Raw genomic sequence first — 25,195 nt, forward strand, 5'->3', positions numbered from 1 at the left:
GAGCACCGTTCGTGAGAGGGCCGTCCGTCCACCCGACAGGAGCTTCATGACCACCGCGCCCTGGCGTGACCCCGCCCTGCCCGCCGCCGCCCGCGTCGACGACCTGCTCTCCCGGATGACCCTGGAGGAGAAGACCGCCCAGCTGTACGGCGTGTGGGTGGGCGCCGCGACGGACGGCGACGGGGTCGCTCCGCACCAGCACGACATGACCGTGGACTACGAGTGGGACGAGCTGATCACCCGCGGCCTGGGCCAGCTCACGCGCTCCTTCGGCACCGCCCCCGTGGACCCGGCGCTGGGCGCGCAGGCGCTGGCCCGCGCCCAGCGCCGCATCACCGAGGCCGGCCGCTTCGGCATCCCGGCGGTCGCCCACGAGGAGTGCCTGGCCGGCTTCACCGCCTGGCAGGCCACGGCCTACCCGGTCCCGCTGGCCTGGGGCGCGACCTGGGACCCCCCGCTGGTCGAGGAGATGGCCCGGCGCATCGGCGACGACCTGCGCTCGGCCGGCGTGCACCAGGGCCTCGCGCCCGTCCTGGACGTCGTACGCGATCCGCGCTGGGGCCGCGTGGAGGAGACGATCGGCGAGGACCCGTACCTGGTCGGCACGGTCGGCACGGCCTATGTGCGGGGCCTGGAGTCGGCCGGAGTCATCGCCACGCTGAAGCACTTCGCCGGGTACGCCTCCTCGGCCGGCGCCCGCAACCTGGCGCCCGTACGGGCCGGCACCCGCGAGTTCGCGGACGTCACCCTCCCGCCCTTCGAGATGGCGCTGCGCGAGGGCGGCGCCCGTTCGGTGATGGCCGCCTACACGGAGCGGGACGGCGTCCCGGCCTCGGCGGACCCCGAGCTGCTGACCGGACTCCTGCGCGAGGAGTGGGGCTTCACCGGCACGGTCGTCGCGGACTACTTCGGCATCGGCTTCCTCCACACCCTCCACCGGGTCGCCGGCACCCCGGCCGAGGCGGCCCACGCGGCCCTTCAGGCCGGCATCGACGTGGAACTGCCGAGCCTCAAGTGCTACGGCGATCCGCTGGTGGACGCGGTCCGCTCGGGCCGGGTCCCCGAGGAGCTCGTGGACCGCGCGGCCCGCCGCGTCCTGCTCCAGAAGTGCGAACTGGGCCTGCTGGACGAGGACTGGACCCCCGAGCCGGCCGCCACGGTCGACCTCGACTCCACGGGCAACCGGATCCTGGCCCGCCGCATCGCCGAGGAGTCCGTCGTCCTGCTCGACAACCCCGACGGCCTGCTGCCGCTGGCCCCCGACACCCGGATCGCGGTGGTCGGCCCCCGGGCGGCCGACGCCCTGGCCATGCTGGGCTGCTACTCGTTCCCCTCCCATGTCCTCACCCACCACCCCGGCGTGCCCACCGGCATCGAGATCCCGACGGTCCTCGACGCCCTGCGCACCGAACTGCCCGACGCCAAGGTGACGTTCACGCAGGGCTGCGACGTGACGGACCCGGACACCTCCGGCTTCGAGGAGGCCGTCGCCCGCACCGCCGAGGCGGACGTGTGCGTGGCGGTCCTCGGCGACCGGGCGGGCCTGTTCGGCCGCGGTACCTCGGGCGAGGGCTGTGACGCGACGGACCTCGCCCTGCCGGGCGCCCAGGGCGAGCTGCTGGACGCGCTGGTCGCCACCGGCGTCCCCGTGGTGCTGGTGCTGCTGACCGGCCGTCCCTACGCGCTCGGCCGCTGGCACGGCCGCCTGGGCGCGGTCGTCCAGGCGTTCTTCCCGGGGGAGGAGGGCGGCCCGGCAGTGGCGGGAGTGCTGTCGGGCCGCGTGAACCCGTCGGGCCGTCTCCCCGTGAGCGTCCCGCAGGCCCCCGGCGGCCAGCCCTGGACGTACCTCCAGCCGCCCCTCGGCCTCGCGGGCGAGGTCAGCAACCTCGACCCGACCCCGCTGTACGCCTTCGGGCACGGCCGCTCGTACACGACGTTCGCCTGGGAGGACGGCACGGGCGGCGAGGAGCCGGCGGAGATCGGCACGGACGGGACGTACGACGTCTCGGTGACCGTCCGCAACACGGGCGACCGCGAGGGCGCGGAGGTCGTGCAGCTGTATCTGCACGACCCGGTGGCGTCGGTGACCCGCCCCGACGTGCGGCTGATCGGCTACCAGCGTGTGACGGCGGCCCCGGGCGAGGCGGTGCGGGTGACGTTCCGCTTCCACCCGGACCTGTCGTCCTTCACCGACCGCTCGGGCCGGCGCGTGGTCGAACCGGGCGCCCTGGAGCTGCGGCTGGCGGCGTCCAGCGCGGACGTACGCCACACGGCACGCCTCATCCTCACGGGCCCGCTCCGGGTGCTCGGCGCCGACCGGCGGCTGCGCTGCGAGACCGAGGTGACGGACGCGGGGTGACGGCGGGGGTCAGCCGGAGCCCACCGACTCGAACCGCCAGCGGTGCACGGCCCGGGTCACCAACTCCCCGTCCGGCTCCGGCAGTTCGGGCAGCTCTGCGCCGTACGGGGCGTCCCACCAGGTGATGACGAGGACCCGGTCCTGGGGAGCGCGCAGGGTCTCCCGGCGCAGGGGCTGAGCGGGGAGCTCCTGCGCCCGCGCCCAGGCCAGCAGGTCCTCGCCCCGCCCTGGCACCGCCCGCGCCTCCCACATCAAGGCGACCGTCACGAGTAGAGGTTCTCCTTGCTGATCTCGTGCACATGGTCGTGGCCGTGCCCGTGGCCCGGCACGTGCGGCTCCGTGACCGGCAGCGAGGAGTCCGCCGGCAGGTCCCAGCTCGACGCGGCCCGGTTGCGGGCCACCATCTCGGCGCCGAGCGCGGCGACCATCGCACCGTTGTCCGTGCACAGCTTGGGCCGCGGCACCCGCAGCCGGATCCCGGCCGCCTCGCAGCGCTCCTGGGCCAGGGCGCGCAGCCGGGAGTTGGCGGCCACGCCGCCGCCGATCATCAGGTGGTCGACACCCTCGTCCTTGCAGGCCCGGACGGCCTTGCGGGTCAGTACGTCCACGACCGCCTCCTGGAAGGAGGCCGCCACGTCCCGCACCGGGACCTCCTCCCCCGCCGCCCGCTTCGCCTCGATCCAGCGGGCCACGGCCGTCTTCAGCCCCGAGAAGGAGAAGTCGTAGACCGGATCGCGCGGACCGGTCAGGCCGCGCGGGAAGGCGATCGCGTCCGGGTCGCCCTCGCGTGCGTACCGGTCGATGACCGGGCCGCCCGGGAAGCCCAGGTTCAGCACACGGGCGATCTTGTCGAAGGCCTCACCGGCCGCGTCGTCGATGGTCGCGCCCATCGGGCGGACGTCGGAGGTGATGTCCGAGGACAGCAGCAGCGAGGAGTGGCCGCCGGACACCAGCAGCGCCATGGTCGGCTCCGGCAGCGCGCCGTGCTCCAGCTGGTCGACGCAGATGTGCGAGGCGAGGTGGTTGACGCCGTACAGGGGCTTGCCGAGCGCGTAGGCGTACGCCTTCGCCGCCGAGACGCCGACCAGCAGGGCACCGGCGAGGCCGGGACCGGCGGTGACGGCGATGCCGTCGAGGTCGCGGGCGCTCACTCCCGCTTCCTTCAGCGCGCGGTCGATGGTGGGGACCATCGCCTCCAGATGGGCCCGGGAGGCGACCTCGGGCACGACACCGCCGAACCGGGCGTGCTCGTCGACGCTGGAGGCGACGGCGTCGGCGAGCAGGGTGGTGCCGCGGACGATACCGACACCGGTCTCGTCACAGGAGGTCTCGATGCCGAGAACGAGAGGCTCGTCGCGTGAGTCAGCCATTGATCTGGGTTCCTTGTACGGAAGTCGAACCCGCGGCGGAGCCGCTGTCGGGTTTCGTGGTCAGTCGCATCACCAGGGCGTCCACATTCCCCGGCTGGTAGTAGCCGCGCCGGAAGCCGATGGCCTCGAAGCCGAAGCGCTCGTACAGCTTCTGCGCGCGGACGTTGTCCACACGGCACTCCAGCATCACTTCGGCGCATTCGAAGGCGGTCGCGGCCCGCAGCAGTTCGGCGAGGAGACGGCCGCCCAGCCCCGTCCCCCAGTACTCCCGGGTGACGGCGATGGTCTGGATGTCGGCCTGCTCGCCGGAGGAGGCGACACCGGCGTACCCGACGATCCGCTCCCCCGCCTCCGCCACGAGGTACTTCCGGCTCGCCTCCGGCCCGCGCGCGTGGGCCAGCTCGGACCAGAACATGCCCCGCGACCAGGCGTCGTCGGGGAACAGGTCCCGCTCCAGCTCCAGCACGGGGTCGATGTCCCACCAGCGCATCTCGCGCAGCACACACGTCTCGGACCCGGTCACTTGGGGGTGACCACCTTGTAGTTCTTGGGGACCTGGGCGTCGGGGCGGCGCAGGTACAGCGGCCGGGGCGCGGGGAGGTCCGCGCCCGCCGCCAGCCGTTCGGCGGCCAGCCGGGCGAGCGCGGCGGCGGACACGTGCTCGGGTTCGTGCGCCTGGGGGAAGGTGTCCGGGTACAGCAGCGCGCCCGCGCCGACCGCGGGCAGGCCCGCGACCTGCCCGGCGATGTCGGCGGGCCGGTCGACGGCCGGGTCGGTGACACGGGTGCGGGAGTCGGCGTAGCGGGCCCAGTAGACCTCCTTGCGGCGGGCGTCGGTCGCCACGACGAACGGGCCCTCCAGGTCGGCGGCGTAGGCGAGGCCGTCCAGTGTGCACACGCCGTGCACGGGGACGCCGAGCGCGAGTCCGAAGGTCTCGGCGGTCATCAGGCCGACGCGCAGTCCGGTGTACGGGCCCGGCCCGATGCCGGCGACGACCCCGGTGACGGCGTCGAGCTTCAGACCGGCCTCGGCGAGCACCCGGTCGATCGCGGGCAGCAGCAGTTCACCGTGCCGGCGCGCGTCCACCTGACTCGACGAGGCGATGACGTCCCGGCCGTCGTGCAGCGCGACGGTGACGGCGGGTGTGGCGGTATCCAGAGCGAGCAAGAGCACGCAAACAGCCTACGGCTCCCCGGGGCCCGTGTCGGACGTACCTGTCAGGCCGTCACCTGCTGCTACCGTCACCTTCCGTCACGGCGCGGTATGCGCACCGTGCACGACAGGGACGTACGACGTGGAGGTGGGCGCCGGTGGCAGTCAGCAGCTCGGGGATCGTGGCCGGGCTCACCGCCGCGGCCCTGGCGACGGTCGGTTACCTCGCCCACCAGGCGGCACAGACCCTCCCGGCCGGCCTGGGCCGGGCGCACGCGGGCACCACACCCCCGGCCGGCACCTCGAAGGCGCCGCCCCGGGCCAGGAAGGACCCCGCCGCGCTGCCCGCCGGCTCCGGCGAGGGCGCACGGGTCGTGTACTCCCTGCACGGCGACCGGGTGTGGCTGGTCGGCGGTGACGAGGTGGTCACCCGCACGTTCGAGGTCACCCCGAGCGCGGTGGATCCGGCCCCGGGGAACTACGCGGTCACGTCCCGCTCGAACGCGGTCACCGGCTCCGACGGCGTCCCCGTCGAACACGTCGTGCGCTTCACCAGCGTGGGCGGTGTGGTGATCGGCTTCAGCGCGGCCGTGAACGACTCGGCCCCGGCACCGGCCCCGAAGGAACGCACGGGCGGCATCCGCGAGTCACGCGCGGACGGCGAGGCGATGTGGACGTTCGCGACGATCGGCCGCAAGGTCGTGGTCGTCCGCTAGCACCCACGTCCGCGATCCGATCCGGACGACGGGCCCTAGGCGGCTTCCCGGTGGTCGGCCACCGGATCGACCGGCCCGGCGAAGTCCGGTTCCGGAACCCGCGGTGGCGTGGAGATCAGCGCCGCCGCCTCGCCCGCCGCCAGCAGGTCACGCATGGACACCCCGGCGACCGCGAACGGCAGCGGCTGCCCCTTGCTCTCTGTAGCCGACATGGACGCCTCCCGAAGGCGGGGCGGGCGTAGTTAGGCAGACCTAACTACGGACTGGATACCATGTGACCACGCACAAGACGCCGAACGCAACATTTTGCCGACGCCTTGTCGGAACGTTCATCAAAACACCACGCGCCGGGAGCTACGCCCCGAGCACGCTCAGGTCCGCCGAAGCCCAGCGTTCCCCCACACCGGTGATCGTCATCTGCCGGACCTCGTCGGTCGTGTCGCCCACCGCGCGGTGGATCACCACCTGGAGCCGGTCCTCGGTCAGCTCCTCGACCTTGCCCTCGCCCCACTCCACGACGACCACGGACTCGGGCAGCGAGACGTCGAGATCGAGGTCCTCCATCTCGTCCAGCCCGCCGGAGAGCCGGTAGGCGTCGACATGGACCAGCGGCGGCCCGTCGCCCAGCGAGGGATGCACCCGGGCGATCACGAACGTCGGCGAGGTGACGGCCCCGCGCACGCCGAGTCCCTCGCCCAGCCCACGCGTCAGGGTCGTCTTGCCCGCTCCGAGCTCTCCGCTGAGCATCACCAGGTCACCGGCGCGCAGCAGTTTCGCGAGTCGGCGGCCCAGCTCCCGCATCTGCTCGGGGGAGGTGACGACGATCTGGACGGAGGATCCCGGCTCAGCCGGGTTGTGCGGTGCTGCTGGTGCTTCCATAGCCCTTCACGGTAGCCCCTGCGGGCACGGCACCCGTGCGGGTGAGCAGGTCGGCGAGGCGGTCGGTGACCACTTCCGGGTGTTCCAGCATCACCAGGTGCCCCGCGTCCGGCACCAGCACCAGCTCGGCGTCCGGCAGCAGATCCGCGATGGCCTCGCTGTGCTCACTCGGCGTGACCAGGTCCTGCACCCCGGCCAGGACGAGGACCGGCACGTCGGCGAAGTGGGCGAGCGCCTCGGTCTTGTCGTGGTCGTTGAACGCCGGGTAGTACTCGGCGACCACGTCGATGGGCGTGCTCTCGATCATCCGCTCGGCGAACCGGGCGACGGCCGGGTCGACGTCCCGGGACGCGAACGAGTACCGCTTGATGACCCCGGCGAAGAGGTCCGCGGTGGCCCGGCGCCCCTTCTCCACCAGCTCGGCCCGCTGCCCCATCGCCTTCAGCACGCCGGGCAGCACCCGCCGCACCACGTTGACCCCGGCGACCGGAAGCCCGTAGTTGACCTCGCCGAGCCGCCCCGACGACGTCCCCACGAAGGCCACCCCGACGACCCGCTCCCGAACCAGTTCTGGGTACTGGTCGGCCAGCGCCATCACCGTCATGCCACCCATCGAGTGGCCGACCAGCACGATCGGCCCCTCGGGCGCGGCCGCGTCGATGACGGCCTTCAGGTCGCGGCCCAGCTGCTCGATGGTGACCGGCTCGTCCCGCCCCTGGGCCACGCCCCGCCCGGACCGGCCGTGGCTGCGCTGGTCCCAGTGGACCGTCCGTACGACACCTCTGAGCGCCGCCCGCTGGAAGTGCCAGGAGTCCTGGCTGAGGCAGTAGCCGTGGCTGAAGACGACGGTGACGGGGGCGGGGGCCTTGCGGCCGAAGAGCCGTCGGCGGCGCGGGCCGATGGCGGCGGGGGCGGCCTCCGGGTCGAGGTCGTCGACCTCGTAGTACAGCTCCGTGCCGTCGTCGGCGAACGCCTTGCCGGGCATGCCGCGCAGCGAGCCGTAGGGTCCCGCGGAGTCGAGGGCGAGCCGGGCCTTCTGGCGCATGCCCCGGCCGACCGTCATCCGCTCCAGGGCGACACCGGCGGCCGCTCCCGCGGCCACCACGCCTATCGCGACACCGGCGATGCCGGTCGCCCGGCGCCAGCCTCCCGCCGCCCCCGCGGCGGAGGCCGCGACGGCCGCGGTGGCGGCGTTCGCGACGACCTCCGCACTGCTCTCGCTCACGTACCGCTCCTCTTCGCCGGGGTGCTGCTGCCGATGCTGGTGCTGCTGCTCGTGGTGCTGGTGTTGTCAGGGTGCCTGTCGTTGTGCGTGACCGGTCCTGTGCGAGTTACCCGTCCTCTTCGTCATTCACATAGACGCGAGGAACGCGCGTTCCGATCCGGGTCACGATCTCGTAGGCGATGGTTCCGGCCGCCTGGGCCCAGTCCTCGGCGGTGGGCTCGCCGCGGTCCCCGGGCCCGAAGAGCACCGCCTCGGCGCCCGGTGGGGGCTCGTCGCCGCCCAGGTCGACCACGAACTGGTCCATGGCGACCCGCCCCGCGATGGTGCGCCACTTGCCCTCGACCAGGACCGGCCCGGCCGAGGACGCGTGCCGCGGGATGCCGTCGGCGTAGCCCAGCGGAACGAGACCGAGGGTGGTCTCGCCGGGCGTCACGTACCGGTGGCCGTAGCTGACGCCGTGCCCGCCCGGCACGTGCTTGACCAGGGCGAGCGAGGCGGACAGCGTCATCACCGGGCGCAGCCCGAAGTCGGCCGGGGTGCCCAGCTCGGGGCTGGGCGAGATGCCGTAGGTGGCGATGCCGGTGCGGACCAGGTCGAAGTGGCTCTCGGGGAGCGTGAGCGTGGCCGGTGAGTTGGCGATGTGCCGGACCTCGGGGCGGACGCCCTGCTCCTCGGCGTAGGCGACCATCTCCCGGAAGCTGCCGAGCTGGGCGGCGATGGAGGGGTGGCCGGGCTCGTCGGCGCAGGCGAAGTGCGACCACAGCCCCGTGACCCGCAGGAGCCCGTCGGCCTCGGCGCGCAGCGCCTCACGGACCAGCTCGGCCCAGTCCTCACCGGGCTGGCAGCCGCCGCGTCCGAGCCCGGTGTCGGCCTTGAGCTGGACCCGCGCGGGCCGGTCCGCCCGCCGGGCGGCCGCGGTGACCTCCCGCAGGGCCCACATCCCGCTGACGGACACGTCGACGTCCGCCTCGATCGCCTCGCGCCACGGCCCGCCTGGCGTCCACAGCCAGCACATGATGCGGCCCGGCAGCCCGGCGGCCCGCAGGGCGAGGGCCTCCTCGGGCGTCGCCGTGCCCAGCCAGTCGGCCCCCGCGGCGACGGCCGCGCGGGCACACGGCACAGCCCCGTGGCCGTACGCCTCGGACTTCACCACGGCCATCAGGGCCGCGCCCGGCGCGTGGGCACGCAGCGCCCGCACATTGGCCCGCAGGGCGGCCAGGTCGATCTCCGCGCGGGCCCGCAGGGGCGCGGTCCGCGGGGCTGTTCTCTCGCTCATCGCGCCCAGTGTCTCAGAGGGCCCCGACCCACCCGCGGCAGCGGCCCCCGACCAGCCGCTTCCGTCCCGGACCTGCGCACCCACACGAACGCCCGGTCCCCCTTCTCCACACCGGGCACGGCCGGCCGCACTCCAGCCCGTCCGGCGCTTGCGGACGAGGCCGTCCAGGCCGAAGCGGGGGCCCGGGGACGGCAGCCCCCGGACTCGGGACGGGATGGAGGGGGCGACCCGCCCCACAGCGACCCCCGCCCACTCCGCCCGCACCCTCACTCGGCCGAGAACACTCCCTCACTCGGCCGAGAACACTCCGTCACTCGGCCGAGAACATCCCGCCTTCACTCAGTCGAGAATCATCCCGCCCTCACTCAGCGAGAACATTCCGCCACGCCTCCGGAACGGCCTCCGCCACGTCATGCGCCCCGACCGGCGCCCCGTCCGCCGCCAGCCTCCCGGCCAGCCCGTGCACATACGCCCCCACGCTCCCCGCGTCCACCGTGGAAAGCCCCGCCGCCAGCAACGACCCCGCCAGCCCCGACAACACGTCCCCGCTCCCCGCCGTCGCCAGCCAGGCCGTCCCCGTCGGATTCACCCGCACGGCACCGCCCCCCGAGTCGGCGATCAAGGTCGTGGACCCCTTCAACAGCACGGTCGCCCCATACCGCCCGGCCAGCTCCCGCACCGCCGCCAGCCGCCCGCCTTCGACCTCCGCCCGGTCGACCCCGAGCAGCGCCGCCGCCTCCCCCGCATGCGGCGTCATCAGCGTCGGCGCCCGCCGCGCCCGTACGACCCCCGCCTCGGCCAACCGCAACCCGTCCGCGTCGACCAGCACCGGGACATCCGCCGCCAGCACCTCCCCCACCGTCGCCGCGTCGTCCCCGGCCCCCGGCCCGACGACCCACGCCTGCACCCGCCCGGCGTGCTTCGGCCCCTGGTCCGACACGAGCGTCTCGGGGAACCGGGTGATGACGGCGTCCCCGGCCGGCCCGACGTACCGCACGGCCCCGGCCCCGCCCCGCAGCGCTCCCGCGACGGCGAGCACGGCGGCCCCGGGGTAGCGCGCCGACCCGGCGGCGATGCCGACGACACCCCGCCGGTACTTGTCGCTCTCGGCCCGCGGCACCGGCAGCAACCGCGCCACGTCCGCGTGCTGCAACGCCTCCAGCTCCGGCTCGACCGGCAGCTCCAGCCCGATGTCGACCAACCGCACCGACCCGGCGTACTCCCGCGCCGGATCGATCAGCAGCCCCGGCTTGTGCGCCCCGAACGTCACCGTCAGATCGGCCCGGACCGCGACGCCGCGCACCTCCCCGGTGCCGGCATCGACCCCGCTCGGCAGATCGACGGCGACGACGGCGGCCCGCGACCGTTCGGCTGCGGCGGCCAGCGGCACCGCGTCCGGCCGCAGCCCGCCCTTCCCGCCGATCCCGACGATGCCGTCGACGACGAGATCCGCCCGCTCGATCAACTCCTCGACGCCCGCCGCGCCCCCGCCGGCGCCTTCGGCCCCACCGGCGCTCACGGCCCGCCCCCCGGCACGCCGCAGCGCCGCGAGCCCCCCGGCGTGAGCCCGCTCCGGCGCGAGCAGCACCGCGGTGACACCGGCCCCCCGCCGGGCCAGCCGGGCACCGGCGTACAACGCGTCACCCCCGTTGTCCCCGCTCCCGACCAGCAGCACGACCCTGCTCCCGTACACCCGCCCCAGCAGGTCGGCGCAGGCCGCGGCGAGTCCGGCGGCGGCGCGCTGCATCAGCGCCCCCTCCGGCAGCCGCGCCATCAGCTGCCGTTCGGCGGTCCTGACCGTCTCCACGCTGTACGCACTACGCATGCGGTCGAGTTTCCCGTACGACCGCCCGAGCACTCCCCCGTAGCTCACGCAACTGCGAACCGTGTCGGATCCATTGACGCTTTGCCTGCCCTTTGCCAGACTCACCGGCCGCGCAGAAAGCGCTTGCACACCCCCCACGTTCGACGAAACCGAGGCCCCCATGGGACGCAGAGCCGCATTCCTCGCCGCCGCCGGTGCCACCGCCGTCCTCACCGCCGCCGGCACCCTGACCGCCCCCGCCACCGCCGCCCCGACGCGAGTGACTGCCTGCGGGGACGGCTCGTACCAGGCAGAGGCCGTGCAGAACGGCGGCAACTGGACCACCCGGCGCGGCAGCAGCACCGTCTACACCGGCACCGACATGCGCGCCGCCGTCCAGGCGGCCGTCAACAGCCTCTCGTCGGGCCGCACGTCGAAGGAGCGGGTCGTGGTCCGCGGCTCGGGCTCGGTCTCGGCGGGCTCACGCATCTCGCTCCCGAGCTACACCGTCCTCGACGTCTGCGGCACCATCAACGTCACCGGCAGCGGCTCCGGCGACCAGGCGCCGGTCTACTCCCGCGGCACCCGTGACGTGGAGGTCCAGAACCTCAAGCTCACCGGCACCCCGCTCTACGGCATCTTCATGCGCAACGTCCAGAACGTCGTGCTCGGCCAGATAGACATGCGCCTCTCCCGCGGCCTGGGCGTCCGCATCGACAACCGCGGCGACACCAGCCAGTGGACGCGCAACGTCCGCATCGACAACGTCTACGTCTCCGGCGCGTCCAGCCACGCGGTCGAGACCTACGGCGTCGACGGCATCACCATCGGCACGGTCACCGCCCGCAACGTGGGCGAGTCCGGCCTGCTGCTCAACCAGACCATCAACGCGAGCGTCACCAAGGTGGACGCGGAGAACGCGGGCACGGGCACCGGCTACGCGGCCTTCCGCATGGCCAACCGCAACGGCCGGGTCGGCAGCGGCTACCCGACCAACATCCGGGTCGGCGAGGTCATCGCGCGCGGCGGCGGACGCGGGGTGTTCTGCGTCTCGGAGAGCGGCGGGGCGACGATCGACAAGGTGACGATCTCCAACACCGGCAACAACTCGGTCCTGATCGAGAACTGCTACAACGTCAGCCTCGCGGCCCGGAGCGGCACGATCTCGGGCGGCGGCGAACTGCGCCTGGCCGCCCGCTCGGAGTTCCCGAACAACAAGGACATCACCATCCAGAACCTGACGGTCACCAACTCGGCCATCAGGGAGAGCCCGTGCGGCGAGAACACGACGTTCCGCAACATCACGCGGGTGAACAGCAGTCAGACGATCTGCTGACGCCCCGGCACTCCCCGAAGCCTCCGCACTCCTCGAAGCCCTCGCCCTGAGGCTCACCCGGCGAGGGCTTCACCCCGCAGGCGGCTCAGTGCCCGCATGGCCTCGCGCTCGATGCGCGCGACTTCGGACAGGGCGGCACCGGCCCGCACGAGGCACTGCCCGTCACCCGATTCGCCCGCTCTCGCGATGAGTGCCGCGACATCCGTCCACAGGGTGGCTGCCTCGGCGTACAGCCTGTGCCCGGTCCGCAGATGGCCGCTGTCGAGCCACTCGGCACACTCGGCGAGGAAGTCGCGGTACAGGTTCCGGAACAACGCGCCGCCGGTGCCGGCCTTCTCCATCAACTGCGCGGCCTGCGGCAGGTCCCGCCGCGGATCGTCGGTGCGCCGGAGCCATGTGCGCACCAGCTTGCCGGCCTTGTCGATGCCCCGGTGGCCGAGGTTGGCGATCGGCGGGTCGAGGAAGGCGTCGGCGCAGGCGGTGACGGCCGGGACGATCCGGCTCCGCGGGTCGGGCGCCTTCTTCGGAACGGTGAGCGTGAAGGACCGGTGCCTGGCGGTCATCGGCCCGCGCGCGGCCCTGGCCCGGGCGAGGCTGCTCAGGCTGGTGGACACGGCTCCGCCCTGCTGGTCGGTGTCCACCAGGTGGGCGTCGTGCTCGTCGTAGCCGTACAGGGCGACGACGTGACCGCCGAAGTGCACCCTCGAGGTGAAGTAGTCCAGGTGGTAGCTGTCGAGCTGGAGCCCGACGGGCCGGCCGGCGTCGATCGCGGTCGCCGCGTTCTCCCACGCCTTGCGGGCGGAGCCGGTCTCCCGCACCGCGAGCTCCAGGCCCAGCGTGGCGGCCAGGTTCCTGGTGAGCTCGAAGGGCTTGACGCGCCCGCCGAGGAAGGGAAAGTCCATGTTCTTGCTGTCCCAGTAGATGAAGGACAGGCCGGACCCGAGGCCGAAGAGCATGGGCTCGGACAGATCGAGTCCCTGGTGCCGCAGCAGCACGCCCAGAGCCGACGTCTCGCAGTGCTGCGTACCGCGAAGGTCGACGCCCTTTACCGTGGTCATGCCGTGCCCTCCTGGACAGGGGTGATCAACCGGTCAGCGGGCCACGCTCCTGTGGTCCATGTCGTCACTCCCCGGCCCCGGCTCACCCTTCCGCGATCACCACGGCCGAGGCGACACCCGCGTCATGGCTCAGGGACACGTGCCAGGACCGCACCCCGAGCTCGGCGGCCCGCGCGGCCACGGTCCCGGTCACCCGCAGCCACGGCTGTCCACTGTCCTCGACGCACACCTCGGCATCGGTCCAGAGCAGCCCGGCCGGAGCCCGGAGCGCCTTGGCCAGGGCCTCCTTGGCGGCGAACCGGGCAGCCAGGGAGGCGACCCCCCGGCGCTCCCCACTGGGCAGCACCAACTCCCGCTCCACGAACAGCCGTCCGGCCAACGCGGGCGTACGCTCCAGCGACGCCGCGAACCGATCGATCTCGGCGACGTCGATCCCGACCCCGATAATGCTCATGCGCAGCACCCTACGGTCCTGCCGGGGCGTTCCCCGCCGACACGGCTCCGTTCCCGCCTCCTAGCATGATCCACATGGAATGGGACGGCCTCACCGACCGCGGGCACTACAACGACTGGTATCTGAAGGACCGGGACCGGTTCTCGGACCTGGCCCGGGACGCCGACTGGGACGGCCTGTTCGCGGAGTTGGGGAAGCACCCCGAACGGGTCAACTTGGCCCGGCCCGGGAAACGCAGCGGATTCGCCCCGCTGCACCAGGCCGCCTGGCACGGTGCCGGCATCGCCGTCGTCTCCCGGCTGATCGCGCACGGCGCCTGGCGCACCCAGCGCACCCGGGACGGACTTCGCCCCGTGGACATCGCGCGGGAGCGGGGTCACACGCACCTGCTCGAGCTCCTGGAGCCGGTCGAGGTGCGGCGGCTCCCCGCCCCGTCCGACGCGCTGGAACACCACTTCCACGCGATGCTGCGGGAGCGGACGGGCAGTTGCTTCGACGAGACCGAACACCTGCTGCCGCCGCTGTCCCCGCTGACGGAGAGTCTGAGCGGACAGATCTTCTTCCGTGTGGTCGGCATGATGGGCGGCTTCCACTACCGCCTGCACGCGGACGTCGTGCATGTGAACGGCCGCTCGCGGATGGACGGCGACAACGGGGACTTCTACCAGGTGACCCCCGACGGCTGGACCAAGCTGGCGTACAGCCCCACGCCGCCGCCACCCTGGAGCTACCCGTACTGAGGCGAACGGCGACCGGCCGTTCGCCCCTCTCCGTCGCTCCGCTACTCCACCGTCACCGACTTCGCCAGGTTCCGAGGCTGATCCACCTCGTTCCCGCGGGCCGTCGCCAGCTCACACGCGAACACCTGCAGCGGCACCGTGGCCACGAGCGGCTGGAGCAGCGTCGGCGTGGCCGGCACCCGGATCAAGTGGTCCGCGTACGGCACCACCGCCTCGTCCCCCTCCTCCGCGATGACGATCGTCCGCGCACCCCGCGCCCGGATCTCCTGGATGTTGGACACGATCTTGTCGTGCAGCACGGACCGCCCGCGCGGCGACGGCACCACGACGACCACCGGCAGATCCTCCTCGATCAAGGCGATCGGCCCGTGCTTCAACTCCCCCGCCGCGAACCCCTCGGCGTGCATGTAGGCCAGCTCCTTGAGCTTCAGCGCGCCCTCCAGCGCCACCGGATACCCCACGTGGCGGCCGAGGAACAGCACCGTGTTCTTCGAGGCGAGCGTGCGCGCCAGCTCCCGCACCGGCTCCATGGTGCCCAGCACCTGATCCACCGCACCGGCGATCGAGGACAGGTCACGGATCACCGCCCGGATCTCGTCGCCCCACTTGGTGCCCCGCACCTGGCCCAGATACAGGGCGACCAGGTAGCACGCGACGAGCTGCGTCAGGAACGCCTTGGTGGAGGCGACGGCCACCTCCGGCCCGGCGTGCGTGTACAGCACCGCGTCCGACTCACGCGGGATCGTCGAGCCGTTGGTGTTGCAGATCGCCAGCACGTTGGAGCCCTGCTCACGGGCGTGCCGCAGCGCCATGAGGGTGTCCATGGTCTCGCCGGACTGGGAGATGGCGATGACGAGGGTCTGCGCGTCCAGGATCGGATCCCGGTACCGGAACTCACTGGCCAGTTCCACCTCGCACGGCAGGCGCGTCCAGTGCTCGATGGCGTACTTGGCGATCATCCCGGCGTGGAAGGCCGTACCGCACGCGACGATGACGACCTTGTCGATCTCCCGCAGCACCCCCGCGGGGATCCGCACCTCGTCCAGGGTCAGCGAACCGGAGCCGTCGATCCGGCCCAGCAGCGTATCGGCGACCGCCTTGGGCTGCTCGGCGATCTCCTTGAGCATGAAGTAGTCATAGCCGCCCTTTTCCGCGGCCGACGCGTCCCAGTCGACGTGGTACGAGCGGACGTCGGCCGGGCGGCCGTCGAAGCCCGTCACCGTCACGCCGTCCCGGCGCAGCTCCACCACCTGGTCCTGTCCCAGCTCGATCGCCGACCGGGTGTGGGCGATGAACGCGGCGACGTCCGAGGCGAGAAAGGCCTCGCCCTCCCCGACGCCCACCACCAGGGGCGAGTTCCGCCGTGCGCCCACCACCACGTCCGGCTCGTCGGCGTGCACCGCGACCAGCGTGAACGCGCCCTCCAGCCGCCGGCACACCAGCCGCATCGCCTCGGCGAGGTCGGCGCACGAGGAGAACTCCTCGGCGAGCAGATGCGCGACGACCTCGGTGTCCGTCTCGGAGGTCAGCTCGTGCCCCCGCTCCTCCAACTCGGCCCGCAGCACGGCGAAGTTCTCGATGATGCCGTTGTGCACCACCGCGACCCGTCCCGCGTTGTCGATGTGCGGGTGGGCGTTGGCGTCGGTCGGGCCGCCGTGTGTGGCCCACCGGGTGTGTCCGATGCCCGTCGTGCCGGCCGGCAGGGGCCGGCCGTCCAGTTCCTTCTCCAGGTTGAGGAGCTTGCCGGCCTTCTTCCCCGTCGCCAGCCCGCCGTCGGCCAGCACGGCGACGCCCGCCGAGTCGTACCCCCGGTACTCCAGCCGCTTCAGCCCGGCCATCACGACCTCGAGCGCCGACTGCGGCCCCACGTAACCCACGATTCCACACATGGGCGGCAGCTTAGGGTCGTTTCCCGCGCCGAACCTGCCGCAGCGTGCCCGAAATCGGAAATTACCACCGGGGTACGAAGCCCTGTCGGCCTTCTCCCCGCAGAGGAGGCCCCGAGGCCCCTGCGTGACGGATCCCACCTCACCGTCCGTTCGTACGCCCGTAACAATGGACTGTGATCTCTCCGGTCTCCTCGATCCCCCGGAGCGCCCACCGGCAGCGGCCGGAGGCGACTCCCTACGTCGACCTCACCCGAGCCGAGTGGAGCGCGTTGCGCGACAAGACGCCGCTGCCGCTGACGGCCGAGGAGGTCGAGAAGCTGCGCGGTCTCGGCGATGTCATCGACCTCGACGAGGTGCGGGACATCTACCTCCCGCTGTCCAGACTCCTCAACCTCTACGTCGGTGCCACGGACGGCCTCAGAGGCGCGCTCAACACCTTCCTGGGCGAGCAGGGCTCCCAGTCCGGCACCCCGTTCGTCATAGGAGTCGCCGGCTCGGTCGCCGTGGGCAAGTCGACGGTCGCCCGGCTCCTCCAGGCCCTGCTCTCGCGCTGGCCGGAACACCCGCGCGTCGAGCTGGTCACCACCGACGGCTTCCTGCTGCCCACCAAGGAGCTCCAGGCCCGCGGCCTGATGTCGCGGAAGGGATTCCCCGAGTCCTACGACCGCCGCGCGCTGACCCGCTTCGTCGCCGACATCAAGGCCGGCAAGGACGAGGTCACGGCTCCCGTCTACTCCCACCTGATCTACGACATCGTCCCCGACAAGAAGCTCACGGTCCGCCGCCCCGACATCCTGATCGTCGAGGGCCTGAACGTCCTCCAGCCCGCCCTTCCCGGCAAGGACGGCCGCACCCGGGTCGGCCTCGCCGACTACTTCGACTTCAGCGTGTACGTCGACGCCCGCGTCGAGGACATCGAGCGCTGGTACCTCAACCGCTTCCGCAAGCTGCGCGCGACCGCCTTCCAGGACCCGTCCTCGTACTTCCGCAAGTACACCCAGGTCTCGGAGGAGGAGGCCCTCGACTACGCCCGGACGATGTGGCGCACGATCAACCGGCCCAACCTGGTCGAGAACATCGCCCCCACCCGCGGCCGCGCCACCCTCGTGCTGCGCAAGGGCCCGGACCACAAGGTGCAGCGCCTCAGCCTGCGCAAGCTGTGACGCCGGGGAAAAGCCCGGTTAGATGGTCGTCATGCTCCACCTGCGCCTGATCACCCCGCCCGAGCAGACCGACGACGTGGTGCGGCTGATCGAGAAGACGGTCGGCACCACCCACCTCGTCGTGCTGCCGGACACCGCACGCAACCCCGCCGGGGACGTCGTGATGTGCGACGTGGCGCGGGAGGCGGGCGACGAACTGCTCACCGGCCTGCGCGAACTCGGCATCGACACCAGCGGTTCCATCGCCGTCGAGAACATCGACCTGTCGCTGTCCGAGCGGGCCGACCAGGCCGCGGCCGACGCACCCGGTGAGGGCGCCGACGCGGTCCTGTGGGAGCACCTCAGCGACGCGACGCACGAGGAGTCGACCCTCTCCGTCACGTACCTCGCGTTCATCACCCTCGCCACGATGATCGCGGCCTGCGGCGTGGTCCTGGACAACGCGATCCTGATCGTGGGCGCCATGGCGGTCGGCCCGGAGTTCGGCCCGCTCGCCGGCATCTGCACCGCCATCGTCCGCCGCCGAGCAGGCCTGGCCCTGCGCTCGGTGATCGCCCTCCTGGTGGGCTTCGCGGTGGCCATGGCGGTGACGGTCGGCTTCAGCCTCTTCATGGACGCGGTCGACCTGTTCAGCGAGCGGCAACTCATGGGGGACCGCCCCAACACGGGCTTCATCTACGCCCCCGACTGGTTCTCCTTCGTCGTGGCGGTCCTGGCCGGCATCGCCGGCACGCTCTCCCTGACCTCCGCGAAGTCGGGCGCCCTGGTGGGCGTGGCCATCTCGGTGACCACGGTCCCGGCCGCCGCGAACGCCGCCGTGGCCCTGAGCTACGGCGACACCAAGCAGACCTGGGGCTCCACGGAGCAGCTCCTGCTGAACCTGCTGGGCATCATCGTCGCCGGCACGGTAACCCTGCTGCTACAGAAGTGGCTCTGGTCCAGACAACGCCAGCAGGTCAGCAGGCTTTAGGGGTGCGGGGAACTGCGCGACCAGCCACGAAGCACCCGCAGCCCGCCCACCACAGAATTCCCCACCCCCCTACCCGGTTCATCAACCGAGCGCAGACTTCACCGCATCCGCAAGCCGCCCCGCAACGGACCGAGCCTGCTCGATATCAGCCGCCTCCACCATCACGCGAACCAACGGCTCGGTCCCCGAGGACCGCAACAGCACCCGCCCGGTGGCGCCCAGCTCCCGCTCCGCGTCGGCGACCGCCGAGGACAGCTCGGCCGACGTCGTCACCCGGGACTTGTCGACGTCCGGCACATTGATCAGCACCTGCGGCAGCCGCTCCATCACAGAGGCCAGCTCCCGCAACGAACGCCCGCTCTGCGCGACCCGCGCCGCCAGCAGCAGCCCGGTCAGCGTGCCGTCGCCCGTCGTCGCGTGGTCGAGGATGATCACGTGCCCGGACTGCTCGCCCCCGAGGGCGAACCCGTGCTCCTTCATCTCCTCCAGCACGTACCGGTCGCCCACGGCGGTCTGCACGAGCCGGATGCCCTCACGCTCCATGGCGAGCTTGAAGCCCAGGTTGGACATCACCGTCGCCACGACCGTCTCGGCCCGCAGCGTGGCAGCCTCCCGCATGGCCAGGGCGAGCACGGCCAGGATCTGGTCGCCGTCCACCTCCGCGCCGGTGTGGTCCACGGCGAGGCACCGGTCGGCGTCCCCGTCGTGCGCGATGCCCAGGTCGGCCCCGTGCTCGACGACGGCGGCCTTGATCTTGTCCAGGTGGGTGGAGCCGCACCCGTCGTTGATGTTGAGCCCGTCCGGCTCGGCCCCGATCGTCACGACCTCGGCACCGGCCCGCTGGAACGCCTCGGGCGAGACCCGGGCGGCGGCGCCGTGTGCCTCGTCGAGGACGACCTTCAGCCCGTCGAGCCGGTTCGGCAGGGCGCGCAGCAGATGCTCGACGTACCGGTCGAAGCCCTCCTCGTACTCGCGCACCCGGCCCACCCCGGCCCCGGTCGGCCGGTCCCACGGGGCGCCGGTGCGGTGCTCCTCGTAGACGGACTCGATCCGGTCCTCCAGCTCGTCGGCGAGCTTGTGCCCGCCGCGGGCGAAGAACTTGACGCCGTTGTCCGGCATGGCGTTGTGGCTCGCGGAGAGCATCACACCGAGGTCGGCGCCGAGCTCTCCGGTCAGGTACGCCACCGCGGGCGTCGGCAGCACGCCGACCCGCAGGACGTCCACGCCGGCGCTGGCGAGGCCCGCGACCACGGCGGCCTCCAGGAACTCCCCGGACGCGCGCGGATCACGCCCGACCACCGCGGTCGGCCGGTGTCCCTCGAACGTGCCCGCCTCGGCCAGTACGTGCGCCGCGGCCACGGAGAGGCCGAGGGCCATCTCCGCCGTCAGATCCGCGTTGGCGACACCGCGCACGCCGTCCGTGCCGAAGAGTCGTCCCACTGTGGTGTCCTCCGAATTACGAGAGAGTGCGGCTCCGGTACGACCCCTGAGACTGCCCGGCATGTGCAGGGGTTGTGTACGGGAACGCCCCGGCGGCACGGAATGTGCCGCCGGGGCGATTGTTGCGAAAACCGTCGCAACGTTGCGAAGACAGTCGCAAGAACAGCGACGCGATTAGCGCTTGCTGTACTGCGGGGCCTTGCGGGCCTTCTTCAGACCGGCCTTCTTGCGCTCGACCGCACGGTCGTCGCGGCGGAGGAAGCCGGCCTTCTTGAGGGCGCCACGGTTGTTGTCGACGTCGGCCTCGTTCAGCGCGCGGGCGACACCGAGACGGAGCGCACCGGCCTGACCGGAGACACCGCCACCGGCGATGCGGGCGATGACGTCGTAGCGGCCCTCGAGCTCGAGCACCTTGAAGGGCTCGTTGACTTCCTGCTGGTGCACCTTGTTCGGGAAGTAGTCCTCGAGGGTGCGACCGTTGATCTTCCACTTGCCGGTGCCCGGGACGATCCGGACGCGGGCGATGGCGTTCTTGCGACGGCCCAGGCCGGCGGCCGGCTGGGGCTCGCCGAAGCGGGAGGCCATGGACTCCGAGGTGTACTCACCCTCGACGGGGACCTCGGACTCGGTGGTGTAGCTGTCGATGTCAAGCTCTTCGAGCGGCTGCTCGGCAGTGGTCTCGGCCACGATTCTCCTCAGATTCTCTTCAGTCTTAGGGGGTGGCCGGACTTACTGCGCGACCTGGGTGATCTCGTACGGCTGCGGCTGCTGCGCGCCGTGCGGGTGCTGGTCACCCTTGTAGACCTTCAGCTTCGAGAGCATCTGACGGCCCAGAGTGTTCTTGGGGAGCATGCCCTTGACGGCCTTCTCGATGGCCTTCTCGGGGTTCTTGTCGAGCAGCTCGTCGTAACGGACGGAGCGCAGACCACCCGGGTAGCCGGAGTGGCGGTACGCCATCTTCTGGGTCCGCTTGTTGCCGGACAGGTGCACCTTGTCCGCGTTGATGATGATGACGAAGTCACCAGCGTCGACGTGGGGGGCATAGATCGGCTTGTGCTTGCCCCGGAGGAGGGTCGCTGCGGTGGTGGCGAGACGACCCAGGACAACGTCCTGAGCGTCAATGACGTGCCACTGGCGCGTCACATCGCCGGGCTTGGGGCTGTACGTACGCACGGTTCGTAGCCTTCGCTTCGAGTGAATGGTCCTGAACAGGTCACCGAAACGATCACGACAGCCTTGACCGCACTGCGGTGACGCAAACCGCGTGCTGGTCGCTGGTCATCGGCCCGGTGGACCGGTGTAAGGGCCCGTCCCGTGAGAATGAGCAAGCCAATACACAACGAACAAGCAGAATACCGGTGCTCACCACAAGGGTCAAAACGCGGGATCACCGCCGGCGATCGGCTACGGAGACGCACAGGCCGGCACAGAGAGTCACGGCCTTCCGCAGCGTCCGGCGCCGCGGCGGCCGCACGTACGGGAACACCGTCGGCAGCAGCACATCGGCGAGCACCGCGACGCACCGGCGCGGCAGTGAGCCGCCACCGCGCGGACGACGCAGCGCCCGCAGCACCCCGACCGCGACCGACGGCCACACCCCGACCGCGGCCGCGGCCGAGGGCCAGGACCGCAGGCACACCACCAGCACCACGGTCGGCAGCAGTCGCCCCAACCACCCGCAGATGTCGCCTTTGCCCGTCCGCATGGGAGGAACGCTAGGTGCTCCGGAGCCCATCCAGGCGGACCAGCACGCCCCATGTCCCGTCTAAGATGCGCCCCATGAGCTTTGGGCAGGGGGGACCTCAGTCCCAGTGGGATCCCTGGAAACCGCAGTCGCAGCAGCCCTGGAACAGCGGGGGCGGCCAGTCTCCGGACTGGGCCGCGCTCGCCGAGGCGTCCGAGGCCCGTAACAAACGACGCCGGCTGCTCCTGGTCGGCGGCGGCGCGCTCGCCACCGTCGCGATCGGCGCCGCCGTCGCCGTGGCCGTGGTCTCCGCGGGCGGCGACAACCAGGCGAACAGCCCGACCTCCCAGGTGCCCTCGGCCGACATCCCGAGCGAGTCGGCCTCGGCCCCGTCGTTCGCCCCGACCAGCGCCCCGCCCCCGCTGGACCCCAAGGACTTCATCGCCAGCGCGAAGAAGGACACGGCTCCGCTCAGCCCGGACACCCTCTTCCCCGGCACGCAGCTGACCATGGGCGAGACGACGTACAAGAAGGGCCCCACGGCCGACACCAAGAACTGCGCCTCGGCGTCGGGCGGCACCCTCCCGAAGATCCTCACCGCGAACGACTGCACCCGCCTGATACGCGTCACCTACTCCGCGGACGGCATCGCCGTGACGGTCGGCGTGGCGGTCTTCGACACCGAGGCACAGGCCGCCAAGGCCAAGGGCGAGACCAACAAGAAGAGCTTCGTCAAGTCGCTCTCCGGCGGCGGCGTGAAGCCCTTCTGCGAATCCGGGTTCTGCCGTACGACCAGCAACTCCTACGGCCGCTACGCCTACTTCACCAACGCCGGCTTCACCAGCGGCAAGGACGTGACGGAAAAGGACACCGAGGTGTTCGCCACGGGCGACAACCTCCAGCTGTTCACGTTCCGTCAGATCCACCGCCGCGGCCAGGCACAGGCGTCCGCCGCGGCCGACGAGTAGGCGTCAGCAGCACCCCGCCGGCGGCAGCGACCGCTTGTTCCGCGCCTCCTTGCTGCGCGCGGCGAGCAGTTCGTCGGCCGGGTAGCCGACCTCCTCCAGCGTCAGCCCGTGCGGCCGTACGACGTGCACGGCCGAGTCCCGCACACCGGCCGCCAGCACCTTCGCGGGCCAGTCCGGCGGCCGGTGCCCGTCGCCCACGAACAGCAGCGCCCCGATGAGCGAGCGCACCATGTTGTGGCAGAAGGCGTCGGCCCGCACGGTCGCGGTGATGATGCCGTCGTCGCCCTTCACGAGCCGCAGTTCCTGGAGCGTGCGGATCGTCGTCGCGCCCTCCCGCTTCTTGCAGTAGGCGGCGAAGTCGTGCTCCCCGAGCAGCCGCCGTGCGGCCTCGTTCATGGCGTCGACGTCCAGGGGCCAGTCGTGCCACAGCACATGGTTCCGCAGCAGCGGATCGACGCCCCCGGGATTGTCGGTGACCCGGTACGCGTACCGCCTCCAGATCGCCGAGAACCGCGCGTTGAAGCCACTGGGCGCCTCCCTGAGGGCCCAGACCCGTACGTCCCTGGGCAGCCGCCCGGCGAGCCGCTTCAGCAGCTTCTGGTTGTGCTCGGCCCAGACCTCACGCGGCAGATCGACGTGCGCCACCTGCCCCCGGGCGTGCACCCCGGCATCGGTACGCCCCGCCACGGTCAGCTCGTACGTCTCCCCCGACCGCGTCACGGTCCGCAGGGCGTCCTCGATCTCCCCCTGCACGGTACGCCGCCCCCCGGCCTGCTTGGCCCACCCGGAGAACTCACTCCCGTCGTACGACAGGTCGAGACGCACACGAACGTAACCGGCTGCTGCTTCATCACTCACGTACAGATCCTCTCAGCAACACAAAAAAGCGGGCCCGCCCCTCATAGAGGAACGGACCCGCCGACGCCCCCTCAGGGGCGCGGGGAACTGCGCGAACAACCACGGCGAAGCCGCAGCCGCCCGTTCACAGCCCCCGGCAGACGCTCAGGCGTCCTTGGACTCCTCGGCGTCCTCGGCCTTGGTCGTGTCGACCTGAGCCTCGGCGGCCTCGGCGTCCTTGGCGGCACGCTTGGTCGCGGCCTCGGCCTCGCCGGTCGCCTCCTGCGCCACCGTCAGCGCCTCGACCAGCTCGATGACAGCCATGGGCGCGTTGTCGCCACGGCGGTTACCGATCTTGGTGATGCGGGTGTAGCCACCCGGACGGTTCTCGTAACGCGGGCCGATCTCGGTGAAGAGCGTGTGGACGATGCTCTTGTCCGTGATGACCTGGAGCACCTGACGGCGGTTGTGAAGGTCGCCCTTCTTCGCCTTGGTGACCAGACGCTCGGCGTACGGACGCAGCTTGCGCGCCTTCGCCTCGGTGGTGGTGATCCGGCCGTGCTCGAACAGCGACTTCGCGAGGTTCGCGAGCATCAGCTTCTCGTGCGCGGCGCTGCCGCCCAGACGGGCACCCTTGGTGGGCTTCGGCATGGTGTTTCTCCTAGGTGTCTGCCCCGGCCGTATCAGGTACCGGGGTCAGTATCCGAGCAGACGGGTTTGCCTGTCGGAGATCCGGGGTCCGCTGACGCGGACCCCGGAAGCAGAGACTCAGTACTGCTCGGTCTCCACGAACCCGGCGTCCGCGTCGTCATCGGCACCGAACGCGTCAGCCGCAGCGGTCGGGTCGAATCCGGGCGGGCTGTCCTTCAGGGCCAGGCCCATGCCGGCCAGCTTCGCCTTGACCTCGTCGATGGACTTCGCACCGAAGTTGCGGATGTCCAGGAGGTCGGCCTCGGAACGCGCCACGAGCTCGCCCACGGAGTGGATGCCCTCGCGCTTGAGGCAGTTGTAGGAGCGGACCGTGAGCTCCAGCTCCTCGATCGGCAGCGCCAGATCGGCGGCAAGGGCGGCGTCCGTCGGGGACGGGCCCATGTCGATGCCCTCGGCGTCGATGTTCAGCTCGCGGGCGAGACCGAACAGCTCGACCAGGGTCTTACCGGCGGACGCCATGGCGTCACGCGGGCGCATGGCCTGCTTGGTCTCGACGTCGACGATCAGCTTGTCGAAGTCGGTCCGCTGCTCGACACGCGTGGCCTCGACCTTGTACGTGACCTTGAGCACCGGCGAGTAGATCGAGTCGACCGGGATCCGGCCGATCTCCTGGCCGACCTGCTTGTTCTGCACGGCGGAGACGTAACCGCGGCCACGCTCGACCGTCAGCTCCATCTCCAGCTTGCCCTTGCCGTTGAGCGTGGCGAGGACGAGGTCGGGGTTGTGCACCTCGACACCGGCCGGCGGCGCGATGTCGGCGGCGGTGACCAGACCCGGGCCCTGCTTGCGCAGGTACATCACGACCGGCTCGTCGTGCTCCGAGGAGACGACCAGCTGCTTGATGTTGAGGATCAGGTCGGTGACGTCCTCCTTGACGCCCGGCACGGTGGTGAACTCGTGCAGGACACCGTCGATGCGGATGGACGTGACCGCCGCACCCGGGATCGAGGAGAGGAGGGTCCGGCGGAGGGAGTTGCCGAGGGTGTAGCCGAAGCCCGGCTCCAGCGGCTCGATCACGAACCGGGAGCGGAATTCGTCGACGACCTCTTCGGTCAACGAGGGACGCTGAGCGATCAGCATGTGTGGATCAGATCCTTCAGTCGGGGGCGCCCGCTATATGACGCCCGACTCGACCGTCCCCGACATAAAGGGACGGGTACTGCA

26 protein-coding genes are annotated in these 25,195 nt (G+C 71.7%); 7 read left to right on the top strand and 19 right to left on the bottom strand.

Annotated elements, in window-relative coordinates:
• Positions 1-46: 46 nt before the first annotated feature.
• Complete coding sequence (locus SCNRRL3882_RS15875) at positions 47-2,359, top strand: glycoside hydrolase family 3 N-terminal domain-containing protein (protein WP_010036593.1); 2,313 nt, start codon at positions 47-49, stop codon at positions 2,357-2,359.
• A 9-nt stretch (positions 2,360-2,368) separates the two neighbouring features.
• Here SCNRRL3882_RS15875 and SCNRRL3882_RS15880 read toward each other — a convergent pair whose 3' ends face one another.
• Genes SCNRRL3882_RS15880 through tsaB form a run of 4 tightly spaced genes read right to left on the bottom strand, consistent with a single transcriptional unit; the run spans position 2,369 to position 4,902 of the window.
• On the bottom strand, positions 2,369-2,626 hold the full coding sequence (locus SCNRRL3882_RS15880; RefSeq protein WP_010036594.1) for a hypothetical protein: 258 nt from the start codon (positions 2,624-2,626) through the stop codon (positions 2,369-2,371).
• Positions 2,623-3,729: a tRNA (adenosine(37)-N6)-threonylcarbamoyltransferase complex transferase subunit TsaD gene (gene tsaD / locus SCNRRL3882_RS15885; protein ID WP_010036598.1), complete on the bottom strand. Its 1,107-nt coding sequence runs from the start codon at positions 3,727-3,729 to the stop codon at positions 2,623-2,625. The genes SCNRRL3882_RS15880 and tsaD overlap by 4 nt, the downstream gene beginning before the upstream one ends.
• Positions 3,722-4,219, bottom strand: a complete 498-nt coding sequence (gene rimI / locus SCNRRL3882_RS15890) for a ribosomal protein S18-alanine N-acetyltransferase (protein ID WP_040902803.1) — start codon at positions 4,217-4,219, stop codon at positions 3,722-3,724. The genes tsaD and rimI overlap by 8 nt, the downstream gene beginning before the upstream one ends.
• Before the next feature lie 29 nt (positions 4,220-4,248).
• Positions 4,249-4,902 carry a tRNA (adenosine(37)-N6)-threonylcarbamoyltransferase complex dimerization subunit type 1 TsaB gene (gene tsaB, locus SCNRRL3882_RS15895; RefSeq protein ID WP_010036601.1) on the bottom strand — a complete coding sequence of 218 codons (654 nt, stop codon included), beginning with the start codon at positions 4,900-4,902 and terminating at the stop codon, positions 4,249-4,251.
• 137 nt (positions 4,903-5,039) lie between these two features.
• Here tsaB and SCNRRL3882_RS15900 point away from each other — a divergent pair, with 137 nt between their 5' ends.
• A complete protein-coding gene (locus tag SCNRRL3882_RS15900) occupies positions 5,040-5,597 on the top strand; it encodes a hypothetical protein (protein WP_010036602.1) in 558 nt (185 codons plus the stop codon).
• A gap of 35 nt (positions 5,598-5,632) precedes the next feature.
• Here SCNRRL3882_RS15900 and SCNRRL3882_RS41105 read toward each other — a convergent pair whose 3' ends face one another.
• The 5 genes from SCNRRL3882_RS41105 to SCNRRL3882_RS15925 all read right to left on the bottom strand — a co-directional run bounded on the left by SCNRRL3882_RS41105 (position 5,633) and on the right by SCNRRL3882_RS15925 (position 10,802).
• Positions 5,633-5,809: a hypothetical protein gene (locus SCNRRL3882_RS41105; RefSeq protein ID WP_010036604.1), complete on the bottom strand. Its 177-nt coding sequence runs from the start codon at positions 5,807-5,809 to the stop codon at positions 5,633-5,635.
• Between the two features lie 142 nt (positions 5,810-5,951).
• Positions 5,952-6,476: a tRNA (adenosine(37)-N6)-threonylcarbamoyltransferase complex ATPase subunit type 1 TsaE gene (tsaE, locus tag SCNRRL3882_RS15905; RefSeq protein ID WP_010036605.1), complete on the bottom strand. Its 525-nt coding sequence runs from the start codon at positions 6,474-6,476 to the stop codon at positions 5,952-5,954.
• Positions 6,442-7,701: an alpha/beta fold hydrolase gene (locus tag SCNRRL3882_RS15910; RefSeq protein ID WP_010036608.1), complete on the bottom strand. Its 1,260-nt coding sequence runs from the start codon at positions 7,699-7,701 to the stop codon at positions 6,442-6,444. The genes tsaE and SCNRRL3882_RS15910 overlap by 35 nt, the downstream gene beginning before the upstream one ends.
• Before the next feature lie 106 nt (positions 7,702-7,807).
• The gene (alr, locus tag SCNRRL3882_RS15915) at positions 7,808-8,977 is read right to left on the bottom strand and encodes an alanine racemase (RefSeq protein WP_010036609.1); all 1,170 of its coding nucleotides are present in this window, start codon (positions 8,975-8,977) and stop codon (positions 7,808-7,810) included.
• Positions 8,978-9,338: 361 nt separating this feature from the next.
• On the bottom strand, positions 9,339-10,802 hold the full coding sequence (locus tag SCNRRL3882_RS15925; protein WP_010036613.1) for an NAD(P)H-hydrate dehydratase: 1,464 nt from the start codon (positions 10,800-10,802) through the stop codon (positions 9,339-9,341).
• Between the two features lie 160 nt (positions 10,803-10,962).
• Between SCNRRL3882_RS15925 and SCNRRL3882_RS15930 the strand changes: the two genes are divergently transcribed.
• Positions 10,963-12,117: a hypothetical protein gene (locus SCNRRL3882_RS15930; RefSeq protein ID WP_010036617.1), complete on the top strand. Its 1,155-nt coding sequence runs from the start codon at positions 10,963-10,965 to the stop codon at positions 12,115-12,117.
• Between the two features lie 53 nt (positions 12,118-12,170).
• Here the strand turns inward: SCNRRL3882_RS15930 and SCNRRL3882_RS15935 are convergent, their stop codons facing one another.
• Positions 12,171-13,175: a BtrH N-terminal domain-containing protein gene (locus tag SCNRRL3882_RS15935; protein WP_010036618.1), complete on the bottom strand. Its 1,005-nt coding sequence runs from the start codon at positions 13,173-13,175 to the stop codon at positions 12,171-12,173.
• 82 nt (positions 13,176-13,257) lie between these two features.
• On the bottom strand, positions 13,258-13,629 hold the full coding sequence (locus SCNRRL3882_RS15940) for a holo-ACP synthase (protein ID WP_029180952.1): 372 nt from the start codon (positions 13,627-13,629) through the stop codon (positions 13,258-13,260).
• 74 nt (positions 13,630-13,703) lie between these two features.
• On the opposite strand from SCNRRL3882_RS15940, the gene SCNRRL3882_RS15945 reads away from it, so the two are divergent.
• On the top strand, positions 13,704-14,369 hold the full coding sequence (locus tag SCNRRL3882_RS15945) for an ankyrin repeat domain-containing protein (protein ID WP_010036621.1): 666 nt from the start codon (positions 13,704-13,706) through the stop codon (positions 14,367-14,369).
• A 41-nt stretch (positions 14,370-14,410) separates the two neighbouring features.
• Here the strand turns inward: SCNRRL3882_RS15945 and glmS are convergent, their stop codons facing one another.
• Positions 14,411-16,258: a glutamine--fructose-6-phosphate transaminase (isomerizing) gene (gene glmS, locus SCNRRL3882_RS15950; RefSeq protein ID WP_010036623.1), complete on the bottom strand. Its 1,848-nt coding sequence runs from the start codon at positions 16,256-16,258 to the stop codon at positions 14,411-14,413.
• A 173-nt stretch (positions 16,259-16,431) separates the two neighbouring features.
• Here glmS and coaA point away from each other — a divergent pair, with 173 nt between their 5' ends.
• Together coaA and SCNRRL3882_RS15960 are read left to right on the top strand one after the other, a co-directional pair.
• Positions 16,432-17,421: a type I pantothenate kinase gene (gene coaA, locus SCNRRL3882_RS15955; protein ID WP_010036625.1), complete on the top strand. Its 990-nt coding sequence runs from the start codon at positions 16,432-16,434 to the stop codon at positions 17,419-17,421.
• 31 nt (positions 17,422-17,452) lie between these two features.
• On the top strand, positions 17,453-18,391 hold the full coding sequence (locus tag SCNRRL3882_RS15960; protein WP_029180954.1) for a DUF389 domain-containing protein: 939 nt from the start codon (positions 17,453-17,455) through the stop codon (positions 18,389-18,391).
• 81 nt (positions 18,392-18,472) lie between these two features.
• On the opposite strand, the gene glmM is transcribed toward SCNRRL3882_RS15960, so the two are convergent.
• From glmM to SCNRRL3882_RS15980, 4 genes are all read right to left on the bottom strand, one after another.
• The gene (gene glmM, locus SCNRRL3882_RS15965) at positions 18,473-19,831 is read right to left on the bottom strand and encodes a phosphoglucosamine mutase (protein ID WP_010036630.1); all 1,359 of its coding nucleotides are present in this window, start codon (positions 19,829-19,831) and stop codon (positions 18,473-18,475) included.
• 174 nt (positions 19,832-20,005) lie between these two features.
• Positions 20,006-20,518 (bottom strand): 30S ribosomal protein S9, encoded by a 513-nt coding sequence (rpsI, locus tag SCNRRL3882_RS15970; RefSeq protein ID WP_010036632.1) that lies wholly within the window; start codon positions 20,516-20,518, stop codon positions 20,006-20,008.
• 42 nt (positions 20,519-20,560) lie between these two features.
• Entirely contained in the window at positions 20,561-21,004 is a 444-nt protein-coding gene (rplM, locus tag SCNRRL3882_RS15975) for a 50S ribosomal protein L13 (protein WP_010036634.1), read from the bottom strand.
• A gap of 214 nt (positions 21,005-21,218) precedes the next feature.
• A complete protein-coding gene (locus SCNRRL3882_RS15980; RefSeq protein ID WP_040902783.1) occupies positions 21,219-21,536 on the bottom strand; it encodes a hypothetical protein in 318 nt (105 codons plus the stop codon).
• Between the two features lie 74 nt (positions 21,537-21,610).
• Here SCNRRL3882_RS15980 and SCNRRL3882_RS15985 point away from each other — a divergent pair, with 74 nt between their 5' ends.
• Complete coding sequence (locus SCNRRL3882_RS15985; RefSeq protein WP_010036638.1) at positions 21,611-22,483, top strand: hypothetical protein; 873 nt, start codon at positions 21,611-21,613, stop codon at positions 22,481-22,483.
• Positions 22,484-22,486: 3 nt separating this feature from the next.
• Here SCNRRL3882_RS15985 and truA read toward each other — a convergent pair whose 3' ends face one another.
• The 3 genes from truA to SCNRRL3882_RS16000 all read right to left on the bottom strand — a co-directional run bounded on the left by truA (position 22,487) and on the right by SCNRRL3882_RS16000 (position 25,111).
• Positions 22,487-23,341 carry a tRNA pseudouridine(38-40) synthase TruA gene (gene truA, locus SCNRRL3882_RS15990; RefSeq protein WP_010036640.1) on the bottom strand — a complete coding sequence of 285 codons (855 nt, stop codon included), beginning with the start codon at positions 23,339-23,341 and terminating at the stop codon, positions 22,487-22,489.
• A 144-nt stretch (positions 23,342-23,485) separates the two neighbouring features.
• Positions 23,486-23,971, bottom strand: a complete 486-nt coding sequence (gene rplQ / locus SCNRRL3882_RS15995) for a 50S ribosomal protein L17 (RefSeq protein ID WP_010036642.1) — start codon at positions 23,969-23,971, stop codon at positions 23,486-23,488.
• A gap of 117 nt (positions 23,972-24,088) precedes the next feature.
• The gene (locus SCNRRL3882_RS16000; protein ID WP_003966937.1) at positions 24,089-25,111 is read right to left on the bottom strand and encodes a DNA-directed RNA polymerase subunit alpha; all 1,023 of its coding nucleotides are present in this window, start codon (positions 25,109-25,111) and stop codon (positions 24,089-24,091) included.
• Between the last annotated feature and the right edge of the window lie 84 nt (positions 25,112-25,195).

This window comes from Streptomyces chartreusis NRRL 3882 (assembly GCF_900236475.1).
Taxonomy (GTDB): domain Bacteria; phylum Actinomycetota; class Actinomycetes; order Streptomycetales; family Streptomycetaceae; genus Streptomyces; species Streptomyces chartreusis_D.

Excerpts from the sequence above, each read along its gene's own strand:
- SCNRRL3882_RS15940 (WP_029180952.1), bottom strand. The coding sequence starts at position 13,629 with ATGAGCATTATCGGGGTCGGGATCGACGTCGCCGAGATCGATCGGTTC.
- SCNRRL3882_RS15875 (WP_010036593.1), top strand. The coding sequence starts at position 47 with ATGACCACCGCGCCCTGGCGTGACCCCGCCCTGCCCGCCGCCGCCCGC.
- SCNRRL3882_RS15935 (WP_010036618.1), bottom strand. The coding sequence starts at position 13,175 with ATGACCACGGTAAAGGGCGTCGACCTTCGCGGTACGCAGCACTGCGAG.
- rplQ (WP_010036642.1), bottom strand. The coding sequence starts at position 23,971 with ATGCCGAAGCCCACCAAGGGTGCCCGTCTGGGCGGCAGCGCCGCGCAC.
- tsaE (WP_010036605.1), bottom strand. The coding sequence starts at position 6,476 with ATGGAAGCACCAGCAGCACCGCACAACCCGGCTGAGCCGGGATCCTCC.
- SCNRRL3882_RS41105 (WP_010036604.1), bottom strand. The coding sequence starts at position 5,809 with ATGTCGGCTACAGAGAGCAAGGGGCAGCCGCTGCCGTTCGCGGTCGCC.
- SCNRRL3882_RS15925 (WP_010036613.1), bottom strand. The coding sequence starts at position 10,802 with ATGCGTAGTGCGTACAGCGTGGAGACGGTCAGGACCGCCGAACGGCAG.
- SCNRRL3882_RS15930 (WP_010036617.1), top strand. The coding sequence starts at position 10,963 with ATGGGACGCAGAGCCGCATTCCTCGCCGCCGCCGGTGCCACCGCCGTC.
- SCNRRL3882_RS15945 (WP_010036621.1), top strand. The coding sequence starts at position 13,704 with ATGGAATGGGACGGCCTCACCGACCGCGGGCACTACAACGACTGGTAT.
- glmS (WP_010036623.1), bottom strand. The coding sequence starts at position 16,258 with ATGTGTGGAATCGTGGGTTACGTGGGGCCGCAGTCGGCGCTCGAGGTC.
- SCNRRL3882_RS15985 (WP_010036638.1), top strand. The coding sequence starts at position 21,611 with ATGAGCTTTGGGCAGGGGGGACCTCAGTCCCAGTGGGATCCCTGGAAA.
- rimI (WP_040902803.1), bottom strand. The coding sequence starts at position 4,219 with ATGCGCTGGTGGGACATCGACCCCGTGCTGGAGCTGGAGCGGGACCTG.
- SCNRRL3882_RS15960 (WP_029180954.1), top strand. The coding sequence starts at position 17,453 with ATGCTCCACCTGCGCCTGATCACCCCGCCCGAGCAGACCGACGACGTG.
- SCNRRL3882_RS16000 (WP_003966937.1), bottom strand. The coding sequence starts at position 25,111 with ATGCTGATCGCTCAGCGTCCCTCGTTGACCGAAGAGGTCGTCGACGAA.
- tsaD (WP_010036598.1), bottom strand. The coding sequence starts at position 3,729 with ATGGCTGACTCACGCGACGAGCCTCTCGTTCTCGGCATCGAGACCTCC.
- SCNRRL3882_RS15980 (WP_040902783.1), bottom strand. The coding sequence starts at position 21,536 with ATGCGGACGGGCAAAGGCGACATCTGCGGGTGGTTGGGGCGACTGCTG.
- alr (WP_010036609.1), bottom strand. The coding sequence starts at position 8,977 with ATGAGCGAGAGAACAGCCCCGCGGACCGCGCCCCTGCGGGCCCGCGCG.